Origin of the sequence: Methylomonas koyamae (assembly GCF_019669905.1) — a bacterium.
In the GTDB taxonomy this organism is placed as follows: Bacteria; Pseudomonadota; Gammaproteobacteria; order Methylococcales; family Methylomonadaceae; genus Methylomonas; species Methylomonas koyamae.
The window spans coordinates 3,686,268-3,709,701 of sequence record NZ_AP019777.1 but is presented as its reverse complement, the minus strand read 5'-3'; the positions used below and the strand labels follow the sequence as shown (position 1 = coordinate 3,709,701).

The following is a 23,434-nucleotide window of genomic DNA, read 5'->3' as shown; positions in this document are numbered from 1 at the left end:
AATGAAAGAAGATATTTTTGATGTGCTGATATATCTGTTTGAAAACTATCTGGATGGCGACAGCGATAACTATCCCGATACTTCAATCATTGCCAGCGAATTGTTGGATGCCGGTTTTCAGCAGCCGGATGTCAATAAAGCCTTCGATTGGCTGGAGTCGCTGGCGGAGATGGACAGCATCGCTCCGGCAGTTTCGTCGTCTTTCCGAATTTTCAGCCAGCAGGAAGTCGCCGTTTTCGATTTGGAATGCCGCGACTTTTTGATGTACTTGGAACACGCCGGCATTCTGACGCCGGGCAACCGCGAGATCGCCATCGACCGGGCGATGGCCTTGAAAGACGAAAATATCACCATCGATAAGCTCAAGTGGATTGTGTTGATGGTGTTGTTGAGCCAACCGGGCGACAGTGCCGCTTTTTCCAGAATGGAAGACATCGTCTACGATCTGATACCGAATTCTTTACACTGAGGCTTTTACCGACTGTATGAGCAAAAGTTTAGTCATTGTAGAGTCGCCTGCAAAATGCAAAACCATCGAAAAATACCTGGGTAAAGATTTCCAGGTGCTTGCCTCCTACGGCCATGTGCGCGATTTGATACCCAAGGAAGGCGCGGTCGATCCCGACAACGGCTTCGCCATGAAATATCAAGTGATCGACCGCAATCAGCGCCATCTGCAGGAAATCGGCAAGGCGATCAAAAACGTCGATACCTTGTACCTGGCGACCGACCCGGATCGGGAAGGCGAGGCGATTTCCTGGCACGTCTTCGAGCATCTAAAAGAAAAAAAATTGCTGAAAGACAAGGAAGTACGGCGGGTGGTGTTTCACGAAATCACCAAAAAGGCCGTAACCGAAGCCATCGCCCATCCCACCGAGTTGTCCAACAGCTTGGTCAACGCCCAGCAGGCGCGGCGAGCCTTGGATTATTTGGTGGGTTTCAATCTGTCGCCGTTGTTGTGGAAGAAGATCCGCCGCGGTTTGTCCGCCGGCCGGGTGCAGAGTCCCGCGCTGCGGATGATCGTTGAACGCGAGATGGAGATCGAAGCGTTCAAGACCCGGGAATACTGGTCGCATACCGCCGAGGCCAACGCCCAAGGGCAAGCGTTCAAAGCCAAATTGACCCATTTCAACGGCGAGAAACTCAACCAATTCAGTTTTACCGACGAGGCGCAAGCGCATCAGGTGCGGCAAACGTTGTTGGATGCGGCCGACGGCGAATTGATTGTCGCCAAACTGGAAAAGAAGCAGCGCAGCAAGCATCCGGCGCCGCCGTTTATCACTTCGACATTGCAACAGGAAGCCGCGCGGAAGCTGGGTTTTACCACCAAGCGCACGATGATGGTCGCTCAGCAATTGTACGAGGGCATCGATCTCGGCGGCGAAACGGTGGGCTTGATTTCCTATATGCGTACCGACTCGGTGAATCTGGCCGAGGAGGCTATTGCCGATATTCGCGGTCTGATCGCCGAAAAATACGGCGCCGAAAATGTGCCGAAAGAGCCGCGCCAGTTCAAAACCAAATCCAAGAACGCGCAAGAGGCGCACGAGGCAATACGGCCGACTTCGGTGCAGCGCTTGCCGGATCAGGTCAAAGGCCGGCTGACGGTCGAACAGTTCAAGCTCTACGATCTGATCTGGAAGCGTACCGTGGCCTGCCAGATGATTCATGCCACTTTGAACCAGGTTGCCGTGGATTTGAACTGCGGCAGCGAGCGAAATGTGTTCCGCGCTACCGGTTCCACGGTGACCAATCCCGGTTTCATGATGGTTTATTTGGAGGGGGTCGACGACAGCAAGGAGGCCGCCGACGACCAGGAAAGCATACTGCCGCCGATGGAACAAGGGCGGCCGGTCAAATTGCAAGAGATCGTCGCCACCCAGCACTTCACCGAGCCGCCGCCGCGCTACAGCGAGGCCAGTCTGGTCAAAGCGTTGGAGGAATACGGTATAGGTCGGCCTTCGACCTATGCCGCCATCATTTCCACGCTGCAAAACCGCGAATACGTAACGATAGAAAACAAGCGTTTCTACCCGACCGACGTCGGTCGCATCGTCAATAAGTTTCTGACCGAGCATTTCACCAAATACGTCGACTACAGTTTCACCGCCAATCTGGAAGACGAGCTGGATGCCGTGTCGCGCGGCGAAAAGGATTGGATTCCGTTGATGAACGACTTCTGGCGGCCGTTTACCCAGTTGATCAACGAGAAAGAAGAGAGCGTGCAGCGCAAGGACGTCACGCAAGAGAGTATCGACGAGAAATGCCCGGAATGCGGCAGCGCCTTGTCGATTCGGTTGGGCCGGAACGGCCGCTTCATCGGTTGTACCAATTACCCGACCTGCTCGTACACCCGTAATCTGGGCGAAGACAATGCCGTGGCGGCCGGCGAACCGGAAGTGGTTGAAGGCCGGGTTTGCCCGAAGTGCGAATCGGCTTTGGTGATCAAGACCGGACGTTACGGCAAGTTCGTCGGCTGTAGCGCTTACCCGAAATGCAAGCACATCGAGCCGCTGGAAAAGCCGCAGGACACCGGTGTCGAATGCCCGCAATGCAAGAAAGGCGCGATTTTGAAGCGCAAGGCGCGTAGCGGCAAGATTTTCTATTCCTGTTCGGAATACCCCAAATGCGATTATGCGTTATGGGATGCGCCGATCAAGGAAGAATGCCCCGATTGCCACTGGCCGATTTTAACCTTGAAAACCACCAAGCGCCGCGGCACCGAAAAAGTCTGTCCGCAGAAGGAATGCAAATATGCAACCCCTTACGAAGGCGATGCCGAGGATGTTAACGGGCCTTAATCCGCGTCGGCCGTTGTCGGGCCGGCGGGTAAGCCAAGTTTCTGGCCGACGCCGATTCCGTGCCGGTCGCTAAACCCGGCCGGTAATTCCAGCATGTACTGCGCCGGGATCTGCGAATCGTAGATCCGGCAAGGGTCTTTTCTGCAGGGCGGCAGGTTTTTCAATACGGCGGCGATTCTGGCATCTGCGGTAACAAACAGTACGTCCAGGGCGATCAACGTATTCTTCATCCACATGCTGCGCGGGCGTTGGTCCGCATAAACGAACAGCATGCCTTGGTCCGGCCCCAGTTCGCGGCGGAACATCAACCCCAATTCCCGTTGTTCGGCGGTATTGGCAATAGCCACGTAGACCGGATGTTGTTGATTTTCAAAAACCAGTTTGTGGGCAAACGGGTTTTGCTCTTCGGCCAATGCCGGGTTTGCCGTTGGCACAACGGTTAGTATCAAAGCGGCGATTGCGCCGCGCAGTCGATTGTTCATGCTGGAAGCGGTTAAACCGGTGTTGTTTTTGCAGGGGCGGCTGATTATAATGCCGCGTTCTTTTGTTTTGCGAGCGTGGCGAAATTGGTAGACGCGCTGGATTTAGGTTCCAGTGGTAACCCCGTGAGAGTTCGAGTCTCTCCGCTCGCACCATACCCGCTTCATGCGTCGCCATACGACTGTAAGCTCCCCGGATTTGAACATCGTCTACCGTTCCCCCGAATCATAAATTCCTATTTTTTAGTTATTGAGGTAAAGCAATGCAAGTTTCTGTCGAGAAGACATCAGAATTAAGCCGGAAAATGACCGTCAGTATTCCTGACGCCGTAGTTCAGGAAAAAATGGAAACTCGCTTTAAAACCCTGGCGCGCACCGTCAAAGTGGACGGTTTTCGTCCCGGCAAAGTGCCGGCCAGCATGGTGAAAAAGCTTTACGGCGACCGGGTCAGAAATGAAGTAACCGGCGACCTGATTCAATCGACTTATTTCGAAGCTTTGCAACAGCAGGAACTGAACCCGGCTGGCCATCCCCACATTCATCCCAGCGAAAAAACCGAAGGTTTCGAATACGTTGCTGAATTCGAAGTCTATCCGGAAATAGCGTTGGATGGTGTCAGCGGCCTGCAAATCGAGCGGCCGAATGCAACCGTCGAAGAAAGCGATGTCGATAACATGATCGAGAAGTTGCGGCAGCAGAAGAAAACCTGGAACGGCGTCGAGCGCGCCGCTCAAGAAGGCGACAAAGTTCTGATCCACTTCTCCGGCGTTTGCGAAGGCGAAAACTTCACCGACGGCAAGGTCGAAAATTATCAGGTCGAAATCGGCGGCAAACAAATGATTCCCGGTTTCGAAGACGAACTGAAAGGCCTCAGCGCGGGTGAAAGCAAAACCTTTAGCGTGACTTTTCCGGAAAAATACAACAGCGAAAAACTGGCCGGCAAACCGGCTGAGTTCGAAGTCGAATTAGTCAAGGTCGAAGAGCCGGTGCTGCCCGAAGTCGATGCCGACTTCATCAAGGCTTACGGGGTAGAAGACGGCGACGCGGCAACGTTTCGCGCCGATGTTCGCGCCAACATGGAGCGCGAACTGGCGCAAGGCCTGAAGACCAAGTTGAAAACTGCGGTAATGGATGCGTTGGTCGAGCATGTTCCGGTCTCGATTCCGAATGCGCTGGTCGACCAGGAAATTCAAGCGCTGATGAAACCTTACGCGGAACGGGCCAAAAACATGCGCTTGAAACTGGAGGACCTGAATCTGCCGCGCGATATGTTCGAGGAGCAAGCCAAGCGCCGCGTGGCATTGGGCTTGATCTTGGGCGAAGTGATCCATAAAAACGAATTGAAAGTCGATGCCGATAAAGTGCGTTCGGTCATCGAGGATATGGCGAAGAGCTACGAACGCCCCGAAGATGTCGTGAACTGGTATTATGCGGACAAGTCTCGGTTGAACGACGTGCAACAAATGGTTCTCGAGGACCAGGCTGTGGCATGGATCGTAGGCCAGGCTAAAGTCGCCGACGTGACCGTCGGTTTTGATCAGGTAATGGAACGATAGTGACAATGAGGGCTTAACGTGTTTAACCAAAATGTGATTAGCGAAATGATGGCGCCGCAAGCGGCGGGCGGTCTAGTGCCGATAGTGGTTGAACAAACAGCCCGTGGGGAAAGATCGTTTGATATATACTCCCGCTTACTGAAAGAACGGGTGATTTTTCTGGTGGGCAAGGTTGAGGATTACATGGCCAATCTGGTCGTGGCCCAATTGCTGTTTCTGGAGTCGGAAAACCCGGATAAGGATATTCACCTGTACATCAACTCGCCGGGCGGCTCGGTAACTGCAGGTATGGCCATTTACGACACAATGCAGTTTATCAAGCCGGATGTCAGCACCATGTGCATCGGCCAAGCCGCCAGTATGGGCGCTTTGTTGTTGGCAGGCGGCGCGGCCGGCAAGCGTTATTGCTTGCCGCATTCCCGGGTCATGATCCACCAGCCTCTGGGCGGTTTCCAAGGCCAGGCCTCGGATATCGACATCCATGCTCGGGAAATTCTGCAGATTCGGGACCGGTTGAACAAGGTGTTGGCTCACCATACCGGCCAGTCCTTGCAAAAAATCGAGCAGGATACCGACCGGGATAACTTCCTGAGCGCGGAGCAGGCCGTGGATTACGGCTTGATCGATAAGGTATTGACCAGCCGTAGCGTTTAAAAAACGGCGCACCCCGGTTGCCGCGATGTGCGGGGGAGTTTACTATTGGTTTTTGAAGTATTTCATCTCTGTGATGAAGCGAAGTGAAACGGTGGAGTCAGTCTATGAGTAGAGACAAGAAAGGTAAAGACGACGAAAAGCTTCTTTACTGTTCTTTTTGCGGTAAAAGCCAAAATGAAGTGCGGAAACTGATTGCCGGGCCATCCGTTTATGTTTGCGACGAGTGTGTCGAGCTTTGCAACGACATCATCAGGGATGAATTGCTCGAAGACGAAATGGCGGTATCCGGCGGTGCGTTGCCCAAACCCAAAGAAATCAAAGCCGAATTGGATAATTATGTAATCGGTCAGGAAAATGCCAAGAAAATTCTGGCGGTGGCCGTTTACAACCATTACAAGCGCCTGCGCAGCAACAGCAAGAAAAGCGATGTGGAGCTGGCGAAGAGCAATATTTTGCTGATCGGTCCGACCGGCTCCGGCAAAACCCTGCTGGCGGAAACGTTGGCCAGATTGCTGGACGTACCGTTCACGATCGCCGACGCGACGACCTTGACCGAAGCCGGATATGTCGGTGAGGACGTAGAAAACATCATTCTGAAGATTTTGCAAAAGTGCGATTACGACGTCGAGAAAGCCGAAACCGGCATTGTCTACATCGATGAGATCGACAAAATCTCCCGTAAAGCCGACAACCCGTCGATTACCCGTGATGTGTCCGGCGAGGGGGTGCAGCAGGCGCTGCTGAAGCTGATCGAAGGCACGGTAGCTTCGGTGCCGCCGCAAGGCGGCAGAAAGCATCCGCAACAGGATTTTCTGCAAGTCAATACCGCGAATATCCTGTTTATCGTCGGCGGCGCTTTTGCCGGTCTGGATAAAGTCATCAAGAACCGTACCGAAAAAGGCGGGATCGGTTTTTCTGCCGAAGTCAAAACCAAGGACGACAACAGAAACGTCGGTGAGATTTTTGCGGATGTGCGCTCCGAGGATTTGATCAAATACGGTCTGATTCCCGAGTTCGTCGGTCGCTTGCCGGTTATCGCGACCTTGGACGAATTGGACGAAGCGGCGTTGATTCAAATTCTGACGCAGCCGAAAAATGCTCTGATCAAGCAATACAAGCATTTATTCGAGATGGAAGGCGCCGAATTGGAATTCAGAGACGATTCGTTGGCGGCGATTGCCCGCAAGTCGATGGAGCGCAAAACCGGCGCCCGCGGTTTGCGTACTATCGTCGAAAACGTATTGCTGGATACGATGTATGAATTGCCTTCCAACGACAAAATTGCGAAAGTCGTGATCGATGAAAGCGTAATTTTGGGCAACTCCGAACCGATTTTGGTCTACGAAACCGAGCCGAAATTGGCCGTGTCCGACGCCTCGTAGCGGTAACATTCGGCTATTCGTTGAGCCGAAACGGAAATTCAGGGAGCTTTGCCGGTGCTAAGCTCCTTTTTTTTGCGCCGAATTTAAGATACTTGTTTTCTCCGGGATCGTCCTCATATAGGATTGAGTGTGTATTGACGTGCTCCGGGAGCAATTGAAATGACCGATTTGAAAAACCAAGACGAACTGATTCCGGTCCTGCCTTTGCGGGACGTGGTGGTTTACCCGCATATGGTGATCCCATTGTTTGTCGGCCGAGGCATGTCTATCGACGCACTCGATGCCGCGATCAAGCAGGATAAGCAGGTGCTGCTGGTCGCCCAAAAACAGGCCGATGTCGACGAGCCTGGCTTCGACGATTTGTACAAAGTCGGCACTCTGGCCAATATTCTGCAATTGCTGAAATTGCCGGACGGCACCGTTAAGGTATTGGTCGAGGGCAGCCAGCGCTGTTCGGTAATCCAATACTGCGAAGTCGACAGTTATTGCGCCGCCAGTGTCGTTGAATTGGACGACGAACTGAACATTTCCGAACAGGAAGCGGAAGTGCTGCAACGCACCGCGATCAATTCGTTCGACCAGTACGTGAAGCTGAACAACAAGATACCGCCGGAGGTATTGAATTCGCTGTCCGGCATAGACGACCCCAGTCGTCTGGCCGATACGATGGCTGCGCATATGGCGTTGAAGGTCGAGGAAAAGCAGGCCATGCTGGAAATGGTCGATGTGGCCAAGCGTTTGGAAAATCTGATGACGCTGATGGAAGGCGAAGTCGACATCCTGGAAATGGAAAAGAAAATTCGCGGCCGCGTCAAAAAACAGATGGAAAAAAACCAGCGCGAGTACTATCTGAACGAGCAGATGAAGGCGATTCAGAAAGAGCTGGGCGAAATGGACGAGGCCAGCAACGAAATCGAAGAGCTGGAGAAGAAAATCGCCGCGGCCGGCATGTCTGCCGAAGCTAAAACCAAAGCGACCGCCGAATTGAACAAACTGAAAATGATGTCGCCGATGTCGGCCGAAGCGACGGTCGTGCGTAATTACATCGACTGGATGGTCAACGTGCCTTGGAAGAAAAAAACCAAGGTTCGCCACGATTTAAAGGTGGCGGAAGAAGTGTTGGAAGCCGAGCACTTCGGCTTGGAGAAAGTGAAGGAACGTATTCTCGAATATCTCGCGGTTCAGCAGCGGGTTAAAGCGCTGAAAGGGCCGATTTTGTGCTTGGTCGGGCCTCCGGGGGTTGGCAAAACTTCGCTAGGCCAGTCGATCGCCCGCGCCACCAACCGCAAATACGTGCGGATGGCTTTGGGCGGAGTTAGGGACGAGGCGGAGATTCGCGGCCATCGCCGCACCTATATCGGTTCGATGCCGGGCAAGATCCTGCAAAATCTGGCGAAGATCAAAACCCGCAATCCGATGTTCCTGTTGGACGAAATCGACAAAATGGCCGCCGATTTTCGCGGCGATCCTGCTTCGGCGCTGCTCGAAGTGCTGGACCCGGAACAGAATCATACGTTCGCCGACCATTATCTGGAAGTCGATTTCGACCTGTCCGACGTGATGTTCGTCGCTACCGCCAACACGATGAATATCCCGCCGGCTTTACTGGACAGGATGGAAATCATTCGTTTGGCCGGTTATACCGAAGACGAAAAAATCAATATCGCGATCCGGTTTTTAATTCCGAAGCAAATCAAGAGTAACGGTTTGGCCGAGTCGGAGATCCATATCTCGGAAGGGGCGGTAAAGGATATCGTGCGTTATTACACGCGGGAAGCCGGGGTGCGCGGGTTGGAACGGGAAATCTCGAAAATTTGCCGCAAGGTGGTCAAGGATTTGTTGTTGAAGTCGAAAAAGTCGCGCACCTCGATCACCGAAAAGAACCTGGACAAGTATCTTGGGGTGCGCCGTTTCAGCTACGGCATGGCCGAGGATAGCGACCAAATCGGCCAAGTGACCGGGTTGGCTTGGACCGAAGTCGGCGGCGAGTTGTTGACGATCGAAACCGCGGTGATGCCGGGTAAAGGCAAGCAATTGGCCACCGGTAAACTCGGCGATGTCATGAAAGAATCGATCGAAGCCGCAGTGACCGTGGCGCGCAGTAGGGCCAATATCCTGGGGATAGACAGCGAAGTGTTTCAGAAGAGCGACATCCACATCCACGTTCCGGAAGGGGCGACCCCGAAAGACGGGCCGAGCGCCGGTATCGGCATGTGTACGGCGATTATCTCGGCCCTGACCAAGATTCCGGTGCGGGCTGACGTGGCCATGACCGGCGAAATTACGTTGCGCGGCGAAGTGCTGCCTATCGGCGGTTTGAAGGAAAAACTGCTGGCGGCTCATCGCGGCGGCATCGCTACCGTGGTCATTCCGGCCGAGAACGAAAAGGATCTGGCCGAAATACCTGAAAACATCAAACGCAATCTGGCGATCAAGTGCGTCCGTTGGATCGACGAAGTCTTGGAACTGGCCTTACAGCGGATTCCAACCCCTCTCTCTCCGGCCGAACTGTCCGATGCTGCGGCCGCAAAAGTCGAAGTAAAACAGCCCGGAGTCGTGGCGCATTAAGGCTCGGTTAAAATCCTTGGAAACCGCAAAAATCACGGTTTCCAAGGTTTCCAACGCTTGACACCGATTACAGCCCGTTGATATAAATGTCGGCCTCTCGCAGAGGAGAGGCTGTAATCGGGTTGGTGGAAAATACCGGTTGGCGGGCAAAGCTTGCGTTTGTTTGCCGAGCATAATTAATACAACGACATCCTAAGGGGAAATAAATGAATAAATCGGAACTTATTGACGCTATCGCCAGTGCGTCACAGTTGACAAAAGCCGATGCTGGCAGGGCTTTAGATGGTTTTATCAAAGCTGTAGAAGACGCATTGAAACAAGGCGATTCCGTTGCCTTGGTTGGTTTCGGTACTTTCGATGTTAAAGAAAGAGCGGAACGTAAAGGCCGCAATCCGCAAACCGGTGAAGAGATCACCATTAAGGCCGCAAAAATTCCTGCATTTAAAGCTGGCAAATCTTTAAAAGATGCTGTAAACTAGCCGCTCTTTAGTCGGGTGCTTAGCTCAGCTGGGAGAGCATCGCCCTTACAAGGCGAGGGTCGGGGGTTCGAACCCCTCAGCACCCACCAGACTTTGGAGCGGTAGTTCAGTTGGTTAGAATACCGGCCTGTCACGCCGGGGGTCGCGGGTTCGAGCCCCGTCCGCTCCGCCAAAACAGAAACCTCGGGCCGTACGGTTCGAGGTTTTTTTTTGCGTGTAATTTTTATCGCCTTTAGCGATCGGGTTTAATTCTGTTTAAGGAAAGCGTTTATGCTTTTAGAAATAAGAGAAAAGGTGCATGGGGTTTTTGCATCGATCATATTGATATTTATTTGCGTGCTGTTCGGATTATGGGGCATTCAAAATTATCTCGGCGGCGGCAAAGAAGCGCCGGTCGTCACGGTGGAAGGCAAGGAGTTTTTCCAGCGCGACGTCAATCAGGCCTACCAGCAATATGCCCAAAACTTGGCGGGCATGAAATTCGATGAAGAAACGCTGAAAAAGCAGGCGCTGGAAAAATTGGTGCGCGACGAAGTATTGTTGCAGTACGTTCAGGCTGAAAACCTGATCGTCAGCGACGACACCGCCCGCGATTTCATTCAATCGCTGGAGTATTTCCAAAAGGACGGCAAATTCGATAAAACCCAGTACCAGACTTTGTTGGGTTCTCAGGGCATGTCTTCCGCCGAGTTCGTCAGCCGCATCAAAAAAGCCTTGGTCATGGAGCAGTTCCAGCGGGCGATCGTCGACAGCAGTTTCGCGACGCCGGCCGAAATCGCTGGATTCTTCAAAATCCAAAACCAAACCCGCGATATCGAATACGTCACGGTGCCGTTGGTTCCCGTCTCGCAGCAGCCCGGTGAAGACGAAATTGCCGCTTATTACCAGCAACACCAGGACGACTACCGTACCGACGAACAAGTTTCAGTCGAGTATGTCGAATTGTCGGTCGATAAACTGGCATCCGGGATTGCGGCCGACGACGATCAGTTGAAAGCCTATTACGAAGATCAGAAAGCGCAATTCACGACTCAAGAGCGCCGCAAAATCAGCCACATCCTGTTCGCATTCGGCAAAGATAAGGATGCCGACGCCCAGGCGCTGCAAAGAGCCGTAAAAGCCAAGCAGGATTTGCAAGCCAAGGATTTCGCCGCGTTGGCGGCCGAAGTGTCCGACGACAAACTCACGGCGAAAAACGGTGGAGATTTGGGCCTGTTCAACGTCGGCGTGATGGAAAAGGCCTTCGAGGACGCTGCCAGCAAGCTGAAGCTGGGCGAAGTTTCCGAACCGGTCCGGTCGGCCTTCGGTTACCACCTGATCAAAGTTACCGAATTGGTTCCCGGCGAAATCAAGCCCTACGAAGCGGTGAAAACCGAAGTCGCCAAGGCTTACCAAAAGGGCCAAGCCGAAGCCAAATTCAATACCTTGGCCGAGAAGTTAGCCGAAGTCAGCTATGAAAATCCGGACAGTCTGGCGGCCGCGGCCGATTTGCTGGGTAGCCCGGCACAGAAAACCGGCGAATTTACCCGGGCAAACGGCGTCGGCATTGCCGCTGAAGAAAAAGTGCGTGCGGCCGCGTTCTCGGAAGACGTGTTGAAAGGCGGCAACAGCGAGCCGATAGAAGTCGGCGGCGATAAGTTGGTAGTGCTGCGGGTAGCGTCGCATCAACCGGCGGCGGTCAAGGAATTGAAAGACGTTAAAAAAGAGGTGATTGCGGCGATTCAGCGCGACAAGGCCAGCCAGCAAGCTATTGCCGTTGCGGATCAAGTCAAACAGGACCTGGCGTCCGGAAAAACCCTGGCCCAAGCGGCCGAGGCCAGAAAATTGGCTTCGAAAAAGCTGGACGGTTTGGCCCGGAATTCCACCCAACTACCGGCACCGGTTGTGCAGGAAATCTTCAAAACCGCCAAGCCGCAAGCCGGTCAACCGAGTATCGCCGTGCTGGAAAATGCCGGCGGCGGCAAGCTGGTGTTGGCCATTCACAAAGTCAACGAAGGCGTGATGTCCGAGGCCGACAAAAGCAAGCAAGCTGCGATCTCGAAAAACATCGCTGCGGCTTTCGGCAAGGCGCAACTCGAAGCGGTGCTGAACGCGTTGCAGGCCAAAGCCGATATCGAAATTCGGCCGGAGAAACAATAATCCGGCTGGCTGGACTTGGAAAGGGAGCGTCGAGCTCCCTTTTTTATGCCTGCAACCGGCCTAACCCCGGCTGCGCCAGTGATTTCGACGAATCGTTGGCTTTGGGTGGTCGAAGCCATTTTGCAAATTGCCGGCCTGCGGTTAAAGTAAACCCGGTTTAAGGACGGTTCCGGGCATCGGCGCAAGTCGCCGGCTCAGGCCGGTAAATAGCCCGTCCTTTCGCATCGAAACTCTCGGACAGACAACTCATGGAAAAACCATTCGCTTCTCGGGATTGGACGCTTTACAGCTTGGTTTGCTTGGCACTCGTGCTGATCGTGCTGACCATGTACCAAATTGACCGGCAATGGCTGAAGCTCAGCGAAATGCAGGCCGCATTGGCCGAACAAGCTCAGGCGATGCGCGAATTACGGTCATTGGCCGGCAGCGGCGCGTTGGCGGCGCAGACGCCGAACGCGCAACCCGCTAGCATCGCGCCGGCCTTCCAACGTGCCTATGTCGCCAGCAAAATGCCGGATTACGCCCAAGGCGACTGGAGCGTCGAAGCCTTCGGCACCAACTTAAAAACCATCACCCCGCTGGTCTCGACAGACGCTTACGCCTCCAACGTGCAAAGCTACGTGCAGGAAAGCCTGATCAGCCGCAATCCGGACACGCTGGCCTGGGAAGGGCTGATTGCCAAAAGCTGGACGGTCAGCGACGACGGCTTGACGATCAGCTTCGATTTGCGCGACGACGTGACCTTCTCCGACGGCCAGCCGTTGACCGCCGACGACGTGGTGTTCAGCTTCAATTTCATCATGACCGAGGCGATTCAGGCGCCGCGCGAACGTGCCTACTTGCAGAAGATCCAGTCGGTCAAGGCCGAGGGCAAATACCGGGTGGTGTTCACTTATAAAGAACCGTATTTCGAAGCGCTGTCGTTGGCCGGCGGTATGAACATCATGCCCAAGCATTTCTACGAACCTTATTTGAAAGAACCGCAAAAATTCAACGAATCCAAGGGCCTGTTGCTCGGCAGCGGCCCGTATAAATTGGCCGATCCGAAAAGCTGGACGCCGGACCAGGGCAACGTCGAGCTGGTGCGCAACGAACGCTACTGGGGCGACGTGCAGCCGACCTACAACCGCATTTTGTGGAAAATCATTCAGAACGACAGCGCCCGTTTGACCACCTACCGCAACGGCGATATCGACTCCTACTCGGCGCGGGCATCGGAATATAAACAACTGCAAAACGACGCCCAGATTCAGGCCAAGAGCCAGAGCTTCGAATACATGCCGCCGGTGGTCGGTTATAGCTACATTGGCTGGAACCAGGTGCGCGCCGGCAAGCCGACCCGTTTTGCCGACAAACGCGTGCGCCAGGCGATGAGCTATCTGACCGATACCAGTCGCATCATCAAGGACGTGTTCCTCGGTTATGCCGAGCCGGCGGTCAGCCCGTTCGGCAATGCCAGCAAGCAGCACGACAGCGCGTTGCAGCCTTACCAGGCTAATCTGGATAAGGCCAAGGCTTTACTGAAAGATGCAGGTTATGAAGACCGCAACAAGGACGGCGTGCTGGAAGACAAGGCCGGCCAGCCGTTCGAATTCAAACTGACCTATTTCCAGGCCAACGAAGATACCAGCCGCATGGTGCTGTTGCTGAAAGACCTGTACGCCAAGGCCGGCGTCAAGTTGGTGCCGTTCCCGCAAGAATGGCCGGTGATGCTGGAAAATCTGGACAAAAAAGACTTCGACGCCATCACCTTGGGCTGGACGAGTAGCATCGAGACCGATCTGTTCCAAGCTTTCCACAGCTCGCAGGCAATCAGCAAGGGCGATAATTTCATCGGCTATCAGAATCAGGAACTGGATAAATTGATCGACGCCGCTCGCCGCACCGTCGACGAAGGCAAACGCATGCCGCTGTGGCAACAGGCTGAGCGCATCCTGTACGAAGACCAGCCTTACACCTTTCTGATGCGCCGCAAAAGCCTGTTGTTCGTCGACAAGCGTATCCACAATCTACAAATGACCAAGCTGGGCTTGAATCTGGGTTCGCTGCCGCTGGAAAACTACGTGCCGCTGGCGCAACAAAAATATACGCAATAACGTCGTGGCAAGCTTTCAGCGTTGCGTCACCCCGGCAGGGACTGCCGGGGACCAGAGACCATGGAGGGTGTTGGCCTTTAATGTTCCTGAAGTCTGGAACTCGGCAATCCCTGCCGAGTTGACGTTGATTTTTCTCTCGGCACTCAAAAGGAATTCGTTATGCTGACTTATCTGCTGCGCCGCCTGCTGCTGATGGTGCCGACCCTGCTCGGCATCACCATCGTCGTATTCACCGTGATGGCCGCTTCGCCAGGTGGTATCAGTGCCCAGACTCTGGTCGGCGGCATGGACATGAAGCCGCAGGAAAAGCAGGCCTTGCTGGATTACTACAACAAGCGTTACGGCCTGGACCAGCCGGCGCCGCTGCAATATCTGCGCTGGCTGAATAACGTGTCGCCGGTCGGTTTCGTCACCGACGAGCAAGGCCATAAATCATTCTCGCTACGCAAGGGCATGGACCTTGGCACCAGCTTTCAATACGGCCGGCCGGTGGCTGATATTTTGGCCGAGCGCATCCCTGTCACCTTGTTGCTCAATTTGGTGACCATTCCGTTTACTTACGCGTTGGCGATCTGGATCGGCATGAAATCGGCGACCGAGCGCGGCGGTGCTTTCGACGTCGGCTCCAGTCTGGCGATGCTGGGTCTGTGGTCGATTCCGACCATGCTGGCCGGCGTGTTGCTGCTCGGTTTCTTCGCTAATGTTCAATACTTCCAATGGTTCCCGACCGCCGGTCTCAGCGCTCGCGAGGCGTTGGACATGCCGTTTTTGCCGCATTGTGACGACAGCGGCTTCGTGCGCGGCTTTCTGCTCGACCGCATCTGGCATCTGGTGTTGCCGGTGATTTGTCTGTCCTACGGCGGTTTCGCGGCGTTGGCGAAACTGACCCGCACCTCGATTCTGGAAAACCTGCACGCCGACTACGCCCGCACCGCCCGAGCCAAGGGCTTGGCCGAAAATGACGTGCTGTGGAAACATGTGTTCCGCAACAGCCTGTTGCCGTTGATTACCGTGTCCGCCGGTTTATTGCCCAGTTTGCTGGCCGGCTCGTTGATCGTCGAGAACATTTTCAGCATCAACGGCATGGGCCAATTAGCCGTCGAGGCGGTGAAGGGCAGGGACCGCGAATTGGTGTTGTCGATAACTTGGATCAGTGGCTTTCTGACTCTGATTGGCTATCTGATCGCCGACTTCTGTTACACCTTGGCCGATCCGAGGGTGAGCTATGACTAAGCCTGTTGTCAGCCGGCAATCCTTCGCCGCCCGCATCTGGCGTCGTACCCTGGACGGCGTCGGGGTCAAGTTCGGCCTGGCCTGGGTCGGTGTACTGGTGTTATTCGCGGTAATCGCGCCATTCCTAGCCAACTCCATGCCATTGCTGATGAGCAAGAATGGTGAAATCACTTTTCCTGTATTGCGCTATCTGTCGATTGAGGATGCCTGGATATTGGCGGCGTTTTTCATCGCCTTGGCGGTATCTCGATTGCCGTTACAAGGCGGCGCCAAATTTGCGATTTTTTTGGCCGGCACCGCCGTCGCCGCGTTGATTGCCAACCTGACCGTTCAGCCGCCGGCCTTGGTGATTTACGACGACTTTCGCGGCCCCGAGTACACTCAAGTCGATTGGAAAATCATGCCGCCGATTCCCTACGCGCCCGGCGATTATCTGCGCGACCTGGGCAGCAAGGGTCTGGAAGCGCCGTTCGCCAGCGAAGGCCACACGCATTGGATGGGTACCGAGGAAAACGGCGCCGACGTGTTGAGCCGAATGATCCACGCCAGCCGCATCGCGCTCAGCATCGGCTTCATCGCCACCGGCATCGCGCTGGCCATCGGCATCGTCGTCGGCGGGCTGATGGGCTATTTCTCCGGTGTAGTTGACATGCTCGGCATGCGCTTGGTGGAAATCTTCGAGGACATTCCGACCTTGTTTTTACTGCTGACCTTCGTCGCCTTTTTCGGCCGCAGCCTGTACATGATGATGGTCATCATCGGCGTCACCGGCTGGTCGGGTTATGCCCGCTACGTGCGCACCGAATTTCTGAAATTGCGCAAGCAGGATTACGTGCAAGCTGCGATTGCCAGCGGTTTGCCGCTGCCGTCGATCTTATTCCGCCACATGCTGCCCAACGGCGTCGCACCCCTGCTGGTCGCGGTCAGCTTCGGCGTGGCCGGTGCGATTCTGTCTGAAGCGACCCTGAGCTTTCTCGGCTTGGGTGTGGTCGATGCGCCGTCCTGGGGGGCGATGCTGGATCAGGCCGTGAAATCATCCACCTTCAACTGGTGGATGGCGGTGTTTCCAGGCGGCGCGATATTCATGACTGTGTTCGCCTACAACCTGATCGGCGAAGCGTTTAGGGACGCCATCGACCCGAAATTATCGCGTCGCAACGGAGGCGAGTCGTGAGCCAGCCGTTACTGCAAGTCAAAAACCTGCGTACCTATCTGCAAACCGGCGCCGAACCGGTCAAGGCGGTCGAGGATGTCAGCTTCGACATTCCGCAGGGCGAAACCTTTTGCCTGGTCGGCGAATCCGGCAGCGGCAAATCGATCAGCGCATTGTCTGTGATCCGGCTGCTGCCGGACGGTATCGCCAGCCATCCGAGCGGCGAAATTATCTTCGAAGGGCGCGATTTGTTGGCTCTGCAGGACGCCGATATTCGTCAGGTGCGCGGCGCGCAAATCGCGATGATTTTCCAGGAGCCGATGACGTCATTAAACCCGGTGCTGACGGTCGGCGAGCAAATCATCGAAGCCTTGCAACTGCATTTTCCAAACATGAGCGAGGAAGAGGCCGAACAACGTAGCGTCGCCGCATTGACGCAGGTGCAGATTCCTAACCCCGGCTCGCGCTTCCGCGATTATCCGCATCAACTGTCCGGAGGTCAGCGCCAGCGGGTCATGATTGCGATGGCCTTGGCCTGCCGGCCCAAACTGTTGATTGCCGACGAACCGACCACCGCGCTGGACGTGACCGTGCAGGCGGAGATTCTAAGACTGATGCGGCAATTGCAGGACGACATCGGCATGAGCATGCTGTTCATCACCCACGACTTCGGCGTCGTCGCGCAAATGGCGCACTGGGTCGGCGTGATGCAGTCAGGCCGCCTGGTCGAAGCCGGCCGTTGTCGCGAAGTGCTGGGTAGTCCAAAGCATCCCTACACGCAAAAATTGCTAGCTTCGCTGCCGGAGAATTTGGCCAAGCCGGAGTTTGGATGTAAACCTAGCGTCTCTTCATCACCCCTCGTTGAAAAAGAGGGGCAAGGGGGAGATTTATCGAATGAATCCCCCTCGATCCCTCTTTTGCAAAGGGGGAAGCAGGCCGTGGAAGCGGGTGGCGTCGAGTCTGAGCGGGCGACGATTATGGAGAGGGCCGGTCTGAAACTGCAAGCAGCATTGGATGCCGCGAATAATTTAGCGCAATCCAATCCCGACCCGGTGGAAGCGGGCGCTGGGCCGGTTTTCGATCGAACGGCTGCTCCAAAGCCAGGCGAAATATCATCGCCCGTCTACGAACCTTCTGGGCCGTTTCATTTGCCTGAGAATACGGTGAGTGATTGGGGCGCCGCATTTGACGGGGCGAAGCAGACAACTTCCGGCGACAGCGCCGCGTTGATCGAAATCCGCAACCTGAAAGTCTGGTTCCCGGTGCGCAAGGGCTTGTTGCGTCGGGTGGTCGATCACGTCAAAGCCGTCGACGACGTCAGCCTGGACATTCCGCGCGGCGAAATCGTCGCCTTGGTCGGCGAATCCGGCTGTGGCAAAACCACGCTGGGCCGTGCCGTGTTGCAATTGGAGCCGCCGACCGCAGGTAGTATCAAGATAAACGGCCGGGAATTGGTCGGCTTGTCGGCGAAAGAACTAAGGCCGCTGCGCCGGCAGATGCAGATCGCCTTCCAGGACCCGCAATCGTCGTTAAACCCGCGCCTGCTGGTCGAAACCACGTTGACCGAACCGATGCAGGTGCACGGCATCGGCGCCAGCCGCGACGAGCGCATCGCCCTGGCCGAACAACTGCTGGACGACATGCAACTCGGCCGCGATTCGCTGTGGCGCTATCCGCACGAATTTTCCGGCGGCCAGCGCCAACGCATCGGCCTGGCGCGGGCCCTGGCCTTGAACCCCGAATTCATCGTCTGCGACGAGATTACCAGCGCGCTGGACGTGTCGGTGCAGGCGGAAATCCTGCAACTGCTGTTAGACATCCGCCGCCGCCGCAATCTGACCTTGTTGTTCATTACCCATAACATCGGCGTGGTGGAGTATTTGAGCGACCGGACGGTGGTGATGTATCAGGGGAAGATCGTAGAAGAAGGTTTGACTGCTAAGGTTTGTGGGGCGCCGGAGCATGAGTATACGCGGAGGTTGTTGGGGGCGGTGCCGAGGTTAGTGGTCTAGGGTGCCCATAGGAAGATGTGTAAATTTTTTAATTGCTTGTTAGGTGTTAACTTTATGGAGCTGAGGGTGTCCTGAATTTTGTGTAAACGGGATTTAATTATCGATTGGGCATCCTGTCTTCAAACTGAATGCTAAACCGATTCAAAGCCGCTTTCCAGTCATGCAACGGCATGGTCCATTTTTGACTGATATTCATCAGGGCCAAATAGAACAATTTCGACAAGGCTTCATCACTGGGAAATGAGCCGCGATTCTTGGTGATTTTCCGCAAACTCATGTTCACCGACTCGATCGCATTCGTAGTGTAAATGATGCGGCGTATCTCGGGCGGATAGTCGAAGAAGGGAATGATTCTATCCCAATTACGTCGCCAAATTTGAGCAATGGGCGGGTAGGCCTCGTTCCACTGCGTCTCGAACTCAGCCAGCCTTTGCTCTGCTTCAACGACGCTGGCGGATTGGTATATTCGTTTGAGATCGCCGGCGATCTGTTTACGCATTTTCCAACTGACATAGTTCAGGCTGTTGCGGACTAGGTGGACGATACACAGTTGGACGGCGGCGTGTGGATAGACGGTTTCAATCGCTTCCGGGAAGCCTTTCAAACCGTCGACACAGGCAATGAAGATGTCTTGCACGCCGCGATTCTTGAGGTCTGTCACGACCTGTAACCAAAACTTGGCGCCTTCGGTTTGGGCGATCCACAAGCCCAGCACTTCCTTCTCTCCTTGCAGGTTAATCCCTATGGCCAGATAAACGGCCTTGACACGAACGGCACCGGTATCGCGCACTTTGACGTGGATACAATCGAGATAAACGATGGGGTAAACCGGATCAAGCGGCCGCAATTGCCAGGCTTTGACTTCCTCAATCACGGCGTCCGTCACCGAGGAGATCAAGGTGGGTGAAACTTCAGTGCCATACAGTTCTTCCAGATGGCTCTGGATTTCCCTGACGGTCAGACCTCGGGCATAGAGTGAAATGATCTTGTCATCAAAGCCCGTCCAGCGGGATTGGTGTTTGCCAATGATTTGCGGCTCGAACTGACCATGACGATCACGGGGAATCTCAATCGGCAATGCGCCAAAATCGCCTTTGAGGGTTTTACGGCTCTTGCCATTGCGGGTGTTGCCGGTGGCGTTGCAGACTGACTCATGCTTGGCATGGCCTAAATGTTCAGTCATTTCGGCTTCTAAGGCTCGCTCGACCAAGGCCTTGGTGAGTTGTTTTAGCAGGCCATTTTCGCCCAGCAGGTCTTCAGGTTTTTGATAGCCCGACAATAAGGTATCAATTAGGTCGGTTGGGATGGCTTTTGGTAAGGTCATAGTTACTCCTCAAAGTAAGGGCAGTTTCCTGCCTAATGGCCGTTTACACAAAAATTCTTACACCCTCTTTACTCGCCGCCGGCGCGGAAATCAATATTTCGTACAGATCGTGTCGCATAGTCAGCGTCCTTCTCCATGGCTCGTGTATTTCGTTATGAATTTTTATATATAACGTTTGTCGGATTATAGGGCCAAACGCCGGATATAAACCAGCTTAAACCGGCAGGGCGTTTGCTCACTTTGCGGAAATTTATTGTTTATCGATGTTAACGCCCCGCGCGTCGGAGGCCGGCTGGTTGCACGAATCCGCTATGCTGCGGCGGGGCACCGTTGACGATTCCAATGCCGTCAAGTCCTTAAAAAATAATATATATCTGATTCTGTCTGTGTCGTTGGCGGTGGCGGGTTGCTGGATGCGCTAGGGTCGAACGCGGTTGAGCGGGCGTTGCCTGCGCGATCTGAGCCATTTTCCAGTGGTTGGAATAAAACATGGCCGCCGTGGCCGGGGATGGAAGGCGCTTGTACTTCGTTACATACTTGTGGATACATAATGTGAGTGCATATCGGTTCGCCCCGTTCCCGGCGCGCAGTTCAGCGGCCGCTTTCGTTCTGTTAACCGGAGCGCTTCGTTGTCACTGTTTTTGTAAGCCGGAGATAAACAGCTCCGGATCGGATTTTGGAGAAAATTGAATGGCGCACAAATGCGGTAACTGCGGATGCGGGAGTGATTTAGGAACCCCTGAAAAAGTCTCGAACACTTTGGTTGAATTGGAAATAGACCGCATCAAGGTCAGCGTACCGCAGGGTACCTCGTTGCTGCGCGCCGCCGCGATGGCCGGTATCGAAGTTCCCAAATTGTGCGCGACCGAGAGCCTGGAGCCCTTCGGTTCCTGCCGCCTGTGTCTGGTCCAGGTCGAAGGCCGACGCGGCTATCCGGCATCCTGCACCACGCCGGCCGAAGCCGGCATGGTGGTCAAGACCCAAACGCCGCAACTCGCCAACATTAGGCGCGGCGTGATGGAGCTGTATATTTCCGACCACCCGCTGGATTGCCTGACGTGTCCGGCCAACGGCCACTGCGAACTGCAAACCATGGCCGGCCGGGTCGGCTTGCGCGAAGTACGTTACGGCTACGAAGGTCATAACCATTTGTCGCTGACCAAAGACGAATCCAACCCGTATTTCACGTACGATCCCTCCAAATGTATCGTGTGTAACCGCTGCGTACGCGCCTGCGAAGAAATCCAGGGCACTTTCGCCTTGACGATAGACGGCCGCGGTTTCGAATCGCGGGTATCGGCGGGACAGAATCAACCGTTTCTGGATTCGGAATGCGTGTCCTGTGGCGCCTGCGTGCTGTCCTGCCCGACCGCGACTTTGATGGAAAAAACCCTGATCGAGCACGGCCAGACCGACGACCACATCGTCACCACCTGCGCTTACTGCGGCGTCGGTTGTTCGCTGGTCGCAGAGGTCAAGGGCGACCAGGTCGTCAACATGTTCCCGAATAAGGACGGCCACGCCAACCATGGCCACGCCTGCGTCAAGGGCCGCTTCGCCTGGGGTTACGCCAACCATCCGGACCGGCTGACCAAGCCGATGATCCGCGAGAAAATCACCGATCCGTGGCAGGAAGCCAGCTGGGAACAGGCCATACAGTTTGCGGCGGACAAATTCAAGGCCATCCAGGCCAAATACGGCAAAAACGCGATCGGCGGCTTGGTGTCGTCGCGCTGCACCAACGAAGAGGACTACTTGGTGCAGAAACTGGTACGCGCGGCCTTCGGCAACAACAATGTCGATACTTGTGCGCGGGTGTGCCATTCGCCGACCGGTTACGGCCTGAGCGCGACTTTCGGCACCTCGGCCGGCACCCAAACCTTCGATTCGGTGATGGATGCCGACGTGGTGATGCTGATCGGCGTCAACCCGACCGACGGCCACCCGGTGTTCGGCTCGCGCCTGAAACGCCGCATCCGTCAAGGCGCGAAGCTGATCGTGGTCGATCCGCGCGAAATCAATCTGGCCAATTCCGCGCATATCAAGGCGGATTTCCATCTCAAACTGCGCCCCGGCACCAACGTGGCGATGGCCAATTCGCTGGCCCACGTCATCATTAATGAAGGTTTGTACGACGAAGCTTTTATCAATGAACGTTGCGACAGCCACGAATTTGCCAAATGGAAGGGCTTCATTCTGGACCCGCGCAATTCGCCGGAAGAAATGGCGGCGATTACCGGCGTGCCGGCCGAGCTGGTACGCGGCGCGGCGCGCTTGTTTGCAAACGGCGGCAATGGCGCGATTTACTACGGCTTGGGCGTGACCGAACACAGTCAGGGCTCGACGATGGTGATCGCCATTGCCAACCTGGCGATGGCAACCGGCAATATCGGCCGGCCCGGCGTCGGCGTCAATCCGTTGCGCGGCCAGAACAACGTGCAAGGCTCCTGCGACATGGGCGCCTTCCCGCACGAATTGCCGGGCTATCGCCACGTGTCCAACGATGCGGTGCGGGCCACGTTCGAACAAGCCTGGGGCGTGGCATTGCAAAGCGAACCCGGCCTGCGCATTCCGAACATGTTCGAAGCCGCCTTCGACGGCACTTTCAAGGGCCTGTATTGCCAGGGCGAAGACATCGCTCAATCCGACCCGAACACCCAGCACGTCGAAGCCGCGTTGCGAGCGATGGAATGCATCGTCGTCCAGGACTTGTTCCTGAATGAGACCGCCAAATTCGCCCACGTACTGCTGCCGGGGGCGTCGTTCCTGGAAAAGGACGGTACCTTTACCAATGCCGAACGCCGGATTTCCAGGGTGCGCAAGGTCAAGGCGCCGCTGGGCGGTTACGGCGACTGGGAAGCGACGATGATGTTGGCCAACGCGATGGGATACCCGATGCACTACGACCATCCGTCGCAAATCATGGACGAAATCGCCGCGCTGACGCCGACGTTCAAAGGCGTCAGCTACCAAAAACTGGAAGAAATGGGCAGCATTCAATGGCCCTGCAACGACGATGCGCCGGCAGGCACGCCGACCATGCACATCGACGGTTTCGTGCGCGGCAAGGGCCGCTTCATGACCACCGAATACGTTGCCACCGACGAAAAAATCACCCGCCGCTTCCCGCTGATTTTGACCACCGGTCGGATTCTGTCGCAATACAACGTCGGTGCCCAAACCCGGCGCACCAAGAACACCGCCTGGCATCCAGAGGACATATTGGAAATCCATCCGCACGACGCCGAGGAACGCGGCATCCTCGACGGCGATTGGGTCGGCATTCAAAGCCGGGCCGGCGAAACGGTATTGCACGCCAAAATCTCGACCCGAATGCAGCCCGGCGTGGTCTATACCACCTTTCATCACCCGTTTTCCGGCGCCAACGTCATCACCACCGACAACTCCGACTGGGCGACCAACTGCCCGGAATACAAGGTCACCGCGGTACAGGTGGTCAAAGTGGAGTTGCCGTCCGAATGGCAACAGCGCTATTTGCAATTCAAGGAAGCGCAGGAGAATTTTTTGAAGCAACCCAATGCCGCGGCCGGCACTTAA

General features: G+C 55.3%; 15 protein-coding genes and 3 tRNA genes. 16 read left to right on the top strand and 2 right to left on the bottom strand.

The window, feature by feature from the left end; translation table 11 throughout:
• The first annotated feature begins 1 nt into the window (after nt 1).
• Together MKFW12EY_RS16625 and topA are read left to right on the top strand one after the other, a co-directional pair.
• Complete coding sequence (locus MKFW12EY_RS16625) at nt 2–469, top strand: Smg family protein (RefSeq protein WP_054759831.1); 468 nt, start codon at nt 2–4, stop codon at nt 467–469.
• Nucleotides 470–485: 16 nt separating this feature from the next.
• Nucleotides 486–2,801, top strand: a complete 2,316-nt coding sequence (topA, locus tag MKFW12EY_RS16620; protein ID WP_221053401.1) for a type I DNA topoisomerase — start codon at nt 486–488, stop codon at nt 2,799–2,801.
• Here the strand turns inward: topA and MKFW12EY_RS16615 are convergent.
• On the bottom strand, nt 2,798–3,283 hold the full coding sequence (locus tag MKFW12EY_RS16615; RefSeq protein ID WP_082409694.1) for a DUF192 domain-containing protein: 486 nt from the start codon (nt 3,281–3,283) through the stop codon (nt 2,798–2,800). The genes topA and MKFW12EY_RS16615 overlap by 4 nt on opposite strands.
• A 69-nt stretch (nt 3,284–3,352) precedes the next feature.
• On the opposite strand from MKFW12EY_RS16615, the gene MKFW12EY_RS16610 reads away from it, so the two are divergent.
• The 13 genes from MKFW12EY_RS16610 (at nt 3,353) to MKFW12EY_RS16550 (ending at nt 18,552) form a co-directional block, all read left to right on the top strand.
• Nucleotides 3,353–3,436: transfer RNA gene (locus MKFW12EY_RS16610), tRNA-Leu, on the top strand.
• 107 nt (nt 3,437–3,543) lie between these two features.
• Nucleotides 3,544–4,836, top strand: coding sequence for a trigger factor (gene tig / locus MKFW12EY_RS16605; RefSeq protein ID WP_221053400.1), 1,293 nt, complete (start codon nt 3,544–3,546; stop codon nt 4,834–4,836).
• 48 nt (nt 4,837–4,884) lie between these two features.
• On the top strand, nt 4,885–5,490 hold the full coding sequence (clpP, locus tag MKFW12EY_RS16600) for an ATP-dependent Clp endopeptidase proteolytic subunit ClpP (protein ID WP_054759870.1): 606 nt from the start codon (nt 4,885–4,887) through the stop codon (nt 5,488–5,490).
• A gap of 104 nt (nt 5,491–5,594) precedes the next feature.
• Nucleotides 5,595–6,872 carry an ATP-dependent Clp protease ATP-binding subunit ClpX gene (gene clpX / locus MKFW12EY_RS16595; RefSeq protein WP_054759829.1) on the top strand — a complete coding sequence of 426 codons (1,278 nt, stop codon included), beginning with the start codon at nt 5,595–5,597 and terminating at the stop codon, nt 6,870–6,872.
• Between the two features lie 159 nt (nt 6,873–7,031).
• Nucleotides 7,032–9,440, top strand: a complete 2,409-nt coding sequence (gene lon / locus MKFW12EY_RS16590) for an endopeptidase La (RefSeq protein WP_054759827.1) — start codon at nt 7,032–7,034, stop codon at nt 9,438–9,440.
• A gap of 206 nt (nt 9,441–9,646) precedes the next feature.
• Complete coding sequence (locus tag MKFW12EY_RS16585; RefSeq protein ID WP_054759825.1) at nt 9,647–9,919, top strand: HU family DNA-binding protein; 273 nt, start codon at nt 9,647–9,649, stop codon at nt 9,917–9,919.
• A 13-nt stretch (nt 9,920–9,932) separates the two neighbouring features.
• Nucleotides 9,933–10,008, top strand: a tRNA-Val gene (locus MKFW12EY_RS16580).
• 6 nt (nt 10,009–10,014) lie between these two features.
• A tRNA-Asp gene (locus MKFW12EY_RS16575) sits at nt 10,015–10,091 on the top strand.
• A gap of 98 nt (nt 10,092–10,189) precedes the next feature.
• On the top strand, nt 10,190–12,058 hold the full coding sequence (locus MKFW12EY_RS16570; RefSeq protein WP_221053399.1) for a SurA N-terminal domain-containing protein: 1,869 nt from the start codon (nt 10,190–10,192) through the stop codon (nt 12,056–12,058).
• 248 nt (nt 12,059–12,306) lie between these two features.
• On the top strand, nt 12,307–14,154 hold the full coding sequence (locus MKFW12EY_RS16565) for a peptide-binding protein (RefSeq protein WP_245006339.1): 1,848 nt from the start codon (nt 12,307–12,309) through the stop codon (nt 14,152–14,154).
• 159 nt (nt 14,155–14,313) lie between these two features.
• Entirely contained in the window at nt 14,314–15,387 is a 1,074-nt protein-coding gene (locus MKFW12EY_RS16560) for an ABC transporter permease (protein ID WP_054759823.1), read from the top strand.
• Nucleotides 15,380–16,561, top strand: coding sequence for an ABC transporter permease (locus tag MKFW12EY_RS16555; protein ID WP_054759821.1), 1,182 nt, complete (start codon nt 15,380–15,382; stop codon nt 16,559–16,561). Before MKFW12EY_RS16560 ends, MKFW12EY_RS16555 begins: the two co-directional genes overlap by 8 nt.
• Nucleotides 16,558–18,552 carry an ABC transporter ATP-binding protein gene (locus MKFW12EY_RS16550; RefSeq protein ID WP_221053398.1) on the top strand — a complete coding sequence of 665 codons (1,995 nt, stop codon included), beginning with the start codon at nt 16,558–16,560 and terminating at the stop codon, nt 18,550–18,552. The genes MKFW12EY_RS16555 and MKFW12EY_RS16550 overlap by 4 nt, the downstream gene beginning before the upstream one ends.
• Nucleotides 18,553–18,649: 97 nt before the next feature.
• Here the strand turns inward: MKFW12EY_RS16550 and MKFW12EY_RS16545 are convergent, their stop codons facing one another.
• Entirely contained in the window at nt 18,650–19,876 is a 1,227-nt protein-coding gene (locus MKFW12EY_RS16545; protein WP_221052987.1) for an IS256 family transposase, read from the bottom strand.
• 690 nt (nt 19,877–20,566) lie between these two features.
• Here MKFW12EY_RS16545 and fdhF point away from each other — a divergent pair.
• Nucleotides 20,567–23,434: a formate dehydrogenase subunit alpha gene (gene fdhF, locus MKFW12EY_RS16540; RefSeq protein ID WP_221053397.1), complete on the top strand. Its 2,868-nt coding sequence runs from the start codon at nt 20,567–20,569 to the stop codon at nt 23,432–23,434.